Below are 6,981 nucleotides of genomic sequence, written 5' to 3' on the forward strand. Positions count from 1 at the left end.
ATCGAAGATCAATCGTTGCGAGTAGCCTGCGTCAACGCATGCACGAGGCACCTGCGCGCCAGCTCGACCTTGAAGCCGTTCTGGCTCTGCGGCCGCGCATCGGTAAGTGCGACGTCCGCGGCCCGTGCAAACGTCGCGGCATCCGGAGCGGCGCCGTGCAGCACGGCCTCGGCCTCAGTCGAATGCCACGGTCTGGTGCCGACGCCGCCCAACGCGACGCGCGCATGCCCGATGCGCCCATCGTTCACCTTCACCACCACAGCCGCGGACGCCAGCGCGAACTCGTACGAGGCCCGATCGCGCAGCTTCAGATAGAGCGAACGGCTTCCCTCGGGCGGCGGCGGCAGTGTGACGTGCGTGATCAGATCGCCGGCTTCGAGCACGGTCTCGCGTTGCGGCGTCGTGCCGGGCAACAGGAAGAACGCATCGATCGCAACATCGCGCGGACCTTTCACGCCTTCGATATGAATCGTCGCATCGAGCGCGGTCAGCGCGACGTTCATGTCTGAGGGATTGCTTGCGATGCACGCGTCGCTGACGCCGAGTATCGCCATCGTCCGGTTGAAGCCGCCGATCGCGGCACAGCCCGTTCCGGGTGTGCGCTTGTTGCACGGCATCGTGGTATCGCGAAAGTACACGCAACGGGTGCGCTGCAGCAGGTTGCCGCCGGTCGTGGCCATATTGCGCAATTGCGCGGATGCCCCCGCGAGCAGAGCCTGCGACAGCACCGCATAACGGTCGCTGACGAGCGGATGCACCGCGAGTTCCGCGTTGCGCACCGTGGCGCCGATTTTGACGCCACCGTCCGGCGTGGCTTCGATCTGATCGAGCGGCAGGTGGCTGATATCGATCACCCGACCCGGGCGTTCCACATTCAGTTTCATCAGATCGAGCAGCGTGGTGCCGCCGGCCAGAAAGCGCACCTGCGCGCCTTCCGCTACGCCCGACACGGCCGCACCCGCCGCGATGGCCTCGCGCACATCGCGCGCGCGTGAGAGCTGGAACAGTTCCATGGCGGCGTCCTCAGGTTTTCTCGCGCACGCGCTGGATCGCGGTGACGATGTTCTGATAGGCGCCGCAGCGGCACAGGTTGCCGCTCATCGCTTCGCGGACATCGGCATCGGCGGGCCCGACCGGTTCGCTGAGCAGCGCCACGGCCGACATGATTTGCCCCGAGGTGCAGTAGCCGCACTGGTAGCTGTCGCATTCGACGAAAGCCTGCTGCATCGGATGCAACGCGGCGAGACTGCCGATCCCTTCGATCGTCGTGATTTCGTCGCCTTCGAGCGTGCCCGCCAGCGACAGGCATGCATTCACGCGCCGCCCGTTCACGTGCACGGTGCAGGCGCCGCACTGGCCGTGATCGCAGCCTTTCTTCGTGCCGGTCAGATGCAGGTGCTCGCGCAAGGCGTCCAGCAAGGTGGTGCGAGGATCGAGGGCCAGCTGGTACATTTTGCCGTTCACCGACAATTCGACGGACATGGTGGGCGGCGATATGGAGGTCGTGCCGGGAGATCGGCTGTCGCGACGCTCGTCTACGGTGGAATTCGCCGAGGTGTCGGAACGGGTGGCGGTATGGTGCATCGCGGACTCCTTTGAGAGAGCGGAACGCAGGAACAACCTAGGAATAACCCAGAAACAAGCGGGCCCCAGGTGGTAATAAACGGCACTGGGCAGCGCTGCGCCGGCATCGGCATCGGCATCGGCAGCGCCGGCGACCGCCCCCGGAATGAGGTGATGGCGGTCTGGAAACGTCAGGCTGCGAGCGGGCTTACCGTGCGTTGTACGGATTGGGGCAAGCGAAAAGTATAGGTCGCGGTTTGCAGTCGTGCCGATTGTTTTCCGGCTGACCGGCGTGCAACAGGCGGCGCGCTGGACGGTGCGACGTGCTTTTGTCGAAGGTGTGCAAGCAGGATGCCTGACTGAATGTCCGACTGATCGGATTTTTTCCGGCACCCGATCAGGATGCCTGCATGACTCGCTTCAGCGCACGCGTCCGTGAGCGGACGCTTCAGTCGGCGGCAGTGTCGAGTCCCGCAACGCCGGGACCCTCGCGCGCACGTGCGCGAAGAAGCGCGTACGAAACAGCGCCGCCGAAAAGCGCTCGGCATTCGCGCGGCAATCGCTGGGTGAAAAGCGCCCAGGGTTCGCCGCAAATTCGTCGACCGCCGCGACGATCGCCTCCGCCGTCTGCTCGCGGAACACCATGCCGGTCGCGTGCGCGTCGGGCAGGCCGCGCACCGTTTCGAGCACACCGCTCTTGCCGAATGCGATCACCGGCGTGCCGCACGCCTGCGCCTCGACCACCGCGGTGCCGAAGTCCTCCTGGGCGGCAAACACGAACGCCTTCGCGCACCGCATCCGTTCGCGCAACACCGCGAACGGCTGGTAACCCATCACCTCGACGTTCGGCGCCGCCATCGCGCGCACCCTGTGCATGTCCGGACCGTCGCCGATCACGACAAGACGCCGCTCGGGCATCTTCGCGAACGCTTCGACAATCAGGTCGATCTTCCTGTCCGGCACGAGCCGCGACGCGGTCAGATAGAAATCGTCTTTTTGCACATGCAGCGGAAAACCTTCGACGTCGACCGGCGGAAAGATCACGGCCGCGTCGCGCTGATAGACCTTCCAGATCCGGCGTGCACTGGACGTCGAGTTGGCGATGAACGAGTCGACCGTGTTGACGGGCGGGATATCCCACGTACGCAAATAGTGCAGAAGCAGCCGCGTGAAGAGGGACTTGAGCCCGGTCGGCCGCTTCGATTCGTTCAGATACTGGTGTTGCAGGTCCCACGCATAGCGGATCGGCGAATGCACGTAGCTGATATGCACCTGATCGGGGCCCGTCAGCACGCCCTTCGCGACTGCAATGCTGTTCGAGATCACGACGTCGTAACCGGACAGATCGAACTGCTCGACGGCAAACGGCATCAGCGGCAGATACGAGCGGTACTTGGTGCGCGCGCGCGGCAGCTTCTGGAGGAAGGTCGTCTGTACCGGTTTGCCGCGAAGGAATGAACGGTCTTCAAGAAAGTCGACGAGCGCGAACAGGTCAGCGTCCGGAAAGCACGCGACGATCTGTTCGAGGACACGCTCGGCGCCCGCATAGGTGACAAGCCAGTCGTGAACGATCGCGATGCGCACCGTACTCGATGCGCGAGTGGCCGCATCCGGACTGCGCCCCGGCGACACGCGCCAGTCGGGCGTCTCAATGTCCCCGTTGCTCATGCGCTCTGCTCCGGATGGGGTTTCGCCTGGCGACTGCTAATTGGCAAGCGCGTGCCTTTCTCATGTGATTCTTCGCGGCCACGCGGATACCGGAATCTGGAACGCCCTTAACCATGCGGAGTGTTTCGCTTCAAGTGATCGGTACGCCGCCACCGCAGGCGATGGCCGTCTTCATCATCGCAAGGCAACGCAAAAAGCCGGCTCGGCAGGCTGCTGGCGGCCTCGCCGTCGACGCGTCCGGCTGGCCGGTCGACGCGGCGCCGCCCAATCTAAAGCACGGCACTACTTTAGGGAAGTTAAATTTGCAACCTTTCCGAGTTGGCTTCGGCCAGCCAGGCTCTTTTTTGTTCGGGATTGTATGCCATGCCCTGAGGCCGCGGCAGAGGAAATTTATCTGGAATTTATCCAATAAAAGATGTTGTTGCATGCTCAACCAACCGGCGGATTTCAACATTTGGGCAACCACCCCGAGACCAGGCTCTAGCAAAGCTTTGCGACATTTTTATAACAAAAAAATCCCAAAAAATTTCCCGGCTTCCGGATGCATCTCGCATGCAAATATTCCGAATAATTTTTCAAATGTGAACTGAATGTGAACTGGCGTCCCGACCGGCATTCGTTCGGAATTAATTTCAGAATTTCGCAGTGTCGTTGCGTGTGCAATCATTTGTTCTCGATATACTGCTCGTGCCTTGAAGTTTGCGCGGTGCACAAGTGCAGCGGGCTTGCCCCATCGCCCATGAACCTGGGCGCGTTTGACGCGAATGAGGAAGAGAGATATGGCACAGCAGCACTACGCGGGCGGTTGCGACTGTGGCGCCGTGCGCTTCACCATCGATCTCGACCTCGACCACCCGATCGCGTGCAACTGCTCGAACTGCAGGAAGCGCGGCCTGATCTTCTGGTTCGCGGCGCCGGAACGTTTTCAGGTGACCGCCAATGGCGGTACGCAGGTGTCGGGGTTCAACCGGCAGGCGAGCAAGCACCAGGTTTGTGCGGTCTGCGGCGTCGAGACATTCTTTTATAGCGAGATGCCGGATGGCACGGAGATGGTGGCGGTCAACGCGCGCTGCATCGACAACATCAATCCTGCACGGTTGAAGCCCGCGCCCGACGGCGCGGGCAAGCAGCAATCAAAAGCACGTCAACTTTCGGACGGCACGGAGGAGCAACTCAGCCCTATATGAAGCAATCGTGAAGCACCAGGCAGTAGCAGCACGACCTACAAAAAAATGACGACATCCCGGGGAAACGTTTCTGAGGAAACGACATGCCGTATGTTGCACACCTTGAAGAGTCAGACCGTATCGTTCCGCGCCTAGTCAAAGAAGTGGCAACGATCTCTGGCAATAGCCCCGAGCCGTGGACGGCGGCGCGGGGTCCCGCTCGCCAGATCGGTATCGTCCTATTCGAGGGCTTTTCGCTGCTGCGCGCCGGCATCGTCGCCGAGGTATTCAACAAGGCGAACCAGTTGGCCGTCGCGGGAAGCGCAGTGAACTGGATATATACGGTCAAGATGCTGTCGCTCGCCGGCGGCAATGTGCCGTGCTCGTCATCGGTGCATCTGTGGACCGAACGCTTCGACGTACGCCAGTACCAGAACTTCGACGCGCTGTTCATCGGCGGCGGCAAGGGCGCGCAGGATGCATCGCTGGAAGAAGCGTTGCTGGGCCGGATGCGCTTCGGCTACGCCAGCGGATCGTTGCGCAACACACCGATCGCACGCTCGACCTCCGCTCCGGCGGGCCTGATGGGCGTGGTCGACCGGGCCGGCCTGCCCGGCCAGGGCCACGCCGAATCCGATAGCGAAGAAGATTGCTTTTCCGCCATGGCGAGCGCGCTGATGCTCGTCAAGTACGACCTCGGCCATGACATCGCGCGCGAGGTCGGCGAACAGGTCCTGCCCGGCGCCGGCGCCAAGCTGGCCATGCTGCTCGCCGAAGCGGGCGTCACCAGCGTGGCCGACAAGGTCCGCGCTTCCGCGCGCTGGCTCAAGGACAACTGCGAGCGTTCCATATCGGTCGCCGACGCCGCGCAGGTCGCGGCGATGAGCGAGCGCAATTATCTGCGCCGCTTCAAGGATGAAATCGGCATCACGCCGTCCGAGTATCTGCTGCGGGCACGCCTCGACATGGTGTGCCGCCTGCTGATCGAAACCGACCTGCCGGTCGACAAGATCGCACGCCGCATCGGCATGGCCAACGGCGACCGGCTTGCAAAGATTTTCCGCAAGCGGCTCTTCGTCTCGCCAACCGAATATCGCTTGCAGAATCGCCAGGCCCAAGCCAAAGCCGCATCCTGAGCGGTCGTTGACTCCTCTACCGGTAGCTCATCCGGCGGATCACGTCTGCCGGCCTTTAGTCGTTCAGCTGCGATATAGATGAATCAGATCGGACATACCGCTTCCCCGCCGGCATCCTCGCCGGCTCATGACGCGTCGGCGGCCACCCGGCCGCCGCGCGCTTCACGCGTTGTGCGCTCATTCGGACGCTGCGGCGCGCTCACGCTGCTGCTGGCGCTCGGCGCGTGCGGTTTCGACCCGGGCCAGCATTACAACAGCTCGACTCAGGACCGCTACGGCACGAGCGTGACGGGCGTGCCCGGCGCGCCGCCCGCCGCGGGCCCGGCCGCGGCCAACAACGACCAGCCGCCGCCCGGCGCGCTGACCGAAATCACGCCCGCGCTGATCAAGGCCGAGCGGCTTGCCGAACCGACCCGCATCCCGCGGGACGTGCGTGAGCTGTTCGCACCGCCCACGCCGTACACGATCGGCGCGGGCGACGTGCTCAACATCATGGTCTGGGACCATCCCGAACTGAACCTGCCGACCTCGACGGTGCAGACCGTCGGCATCGACTTCACGGGTTCGGCATCGGTATCGACGGGCTACACCGTCGACTCGAACGGCATGATCCAGTTCGCCTATGCCGGAGCCGTGCGTGTCGGCGGACTGACCGAGATGCAGGCGCGCGACGCCCTGACCACGCGCCTCGCGAAATACGTGCAAGCCCCGCAGATCACGCTGCGCGTGCAGTCGTACCGGAGCAAGCGCGTCTATATGGATGGCGAAGTGCGCACGCCCGGACTGCAGATCTTCAACGACGTGCCGATGTCGCTGACCGAAGCGCTCAATCGCGCGGGCGGGTTCACCCCGGTCGGCGACCGCGCGAACATCGCGGTGATCCGCAACGGCCGCGCGGTCATCGTCGACATCCCCGCGCTGGTGGCCGCGGGCATCAATCCATCGGCCGTGATGCTGCAGAACAACGACATGGTCCGCGTGTTTGCGCGCGAGGACAGCAAGGTGTTCGTGATGGGCGAAGTCACGCGTCCCACCACGCTGTTCCTGCGCAACGGCGAGCTCTCGCTCAACGAGGCGCTCGGCGACGCGGGCGGCGTGAGCCAGCAGACCGGCGACGGCAGCCAGGTTTACATCGTGCGCAACATCACGGCCGACACGCACCAGGTCTTTCATCTCGACGCATCGAACCCGGCCGCGCTCGCGCTTGCGGAGAACTTCGAGCTGAAGGCGAAGGACGTCATATTCGTCGATACGGCGCCGGTCGTACGGTGGAGCCGCGTCATCAACAACGTCGTACCCAGCGCGGAGGCTGCGTACTTCAGCCGGAACGCGTATGGCAATTGATCTCCACCGCGAGAACCCGAGCGGTGAACGAGATCCTCGCCTTGTGCGCCGGCTCTCCGTGCCGCGGCCCGATGGCCGCGGCACGCCCGCGTTGCCCGAGGCGT

6 protein-coding genes and 1 pseudogene are annotated in these 6,981 nt (G+C 63.7%); 4 read left to right on the forward strand and 3 right to left on the reverse strand.

What is annotated here, in order from left to right:
- Positions 1–8: 8 nt before the first annotated feature.
- The 3 genes and pseudogenes from ACYPXD_RS09485 to ACYPXD_RS09495 all read right to left on the reverse strand — a co-directional run.
- Positions 9–1,013, reverse strand: a complete 1,005-nt coding sequence (locus ACYPXD_RS09485; protein WP_459710152.1) for an FAD binding domain-containing protein — start codon at positions 1,011–1,013, stop codon at positions 9–11.
- Between the two features lie 10 nt (positions 1,014–1,023).
- Positions 1,024–1,584: a (2Fe-2S)-binding protein gene (locus ACYPXD_RS09490; RefSeq protein WP_459711413.1), complete on the reverse strand. Its 561-nt coding sequence runs from the start codon at positions 1,582–1,584 to the stop codon at positions 1,024–1,026.
- Positions 1,585–2,016: 432 nt separating this feature from the next.
- A pseudogene (locus tag ACYPXD_RS09495) lies at positions 2,017–3,162 on the reverse strand (glycosyltransferase family 4 protein); the annotation flags it as partial.
- A 182-nt stretch (positions 3,163–3,344) separates the two neighbouring features.
- Between ACYPXD_RS09495 and ACYPXD_RS09500 the strand changes: the two are divergent.
- The 4 genes from ACYPXD_RS09500 (at position 3,345) to ACYPXD_RS09515 (ending at position 6,877) form a co-directional block, all read left to right on the forward strand.
- Positions 3,345–3,821: a hypothetical protein gene (locus ACYPXD_RS09500; protein ID WP_459710154.1), complete on the forward strand. Its 477-nt coding sequence runs from the start codon at positions 3,345–3,347 to the stop codon at positions 3,819–3,821.
- Between the two features lie 189 nt (positions 3,822–4,010).
- Entirely contained in the window at positions 4,011–4,418 is a 408-nt protein-coding gene (locus ACYPXD_RS09505) for a GFA family protein (RefSeq protein WP_459710156.1), read from the forward strand.
- 143 nt (positions 4,419–4,561) lie between these two features.
- Positions 4,562–5,533, forward strand: a complete 972-nt coding sequence (locus ACYPXD_RS09510) for a helix-turn-helix domain-containing protein (RefSeq protein ID WP_459710158.1) — start codon at positions 4,562–4,564, stop codon at positions 5,531–5,533.
- A gap of 78 nt (positions 5,534–5,611) precedes the next feature.
- Positions 5,612–6,877, forward strand: coding sequence for a polysaccharide biosynthesis/export family protein (locus ACYPXD_RS09515; protein ID WP_459710160.1), 1,266 nt, complete (start codon positions 5,612–5,614; stop codon positions 6,875–6,877).
- The last annotated feature ends 104 nt before the right edge of the window (positions 6,878–6,981 follow it).

It is taken from the genome of Paraburkholderia sp. 2C (assembly GCF_054589215.1).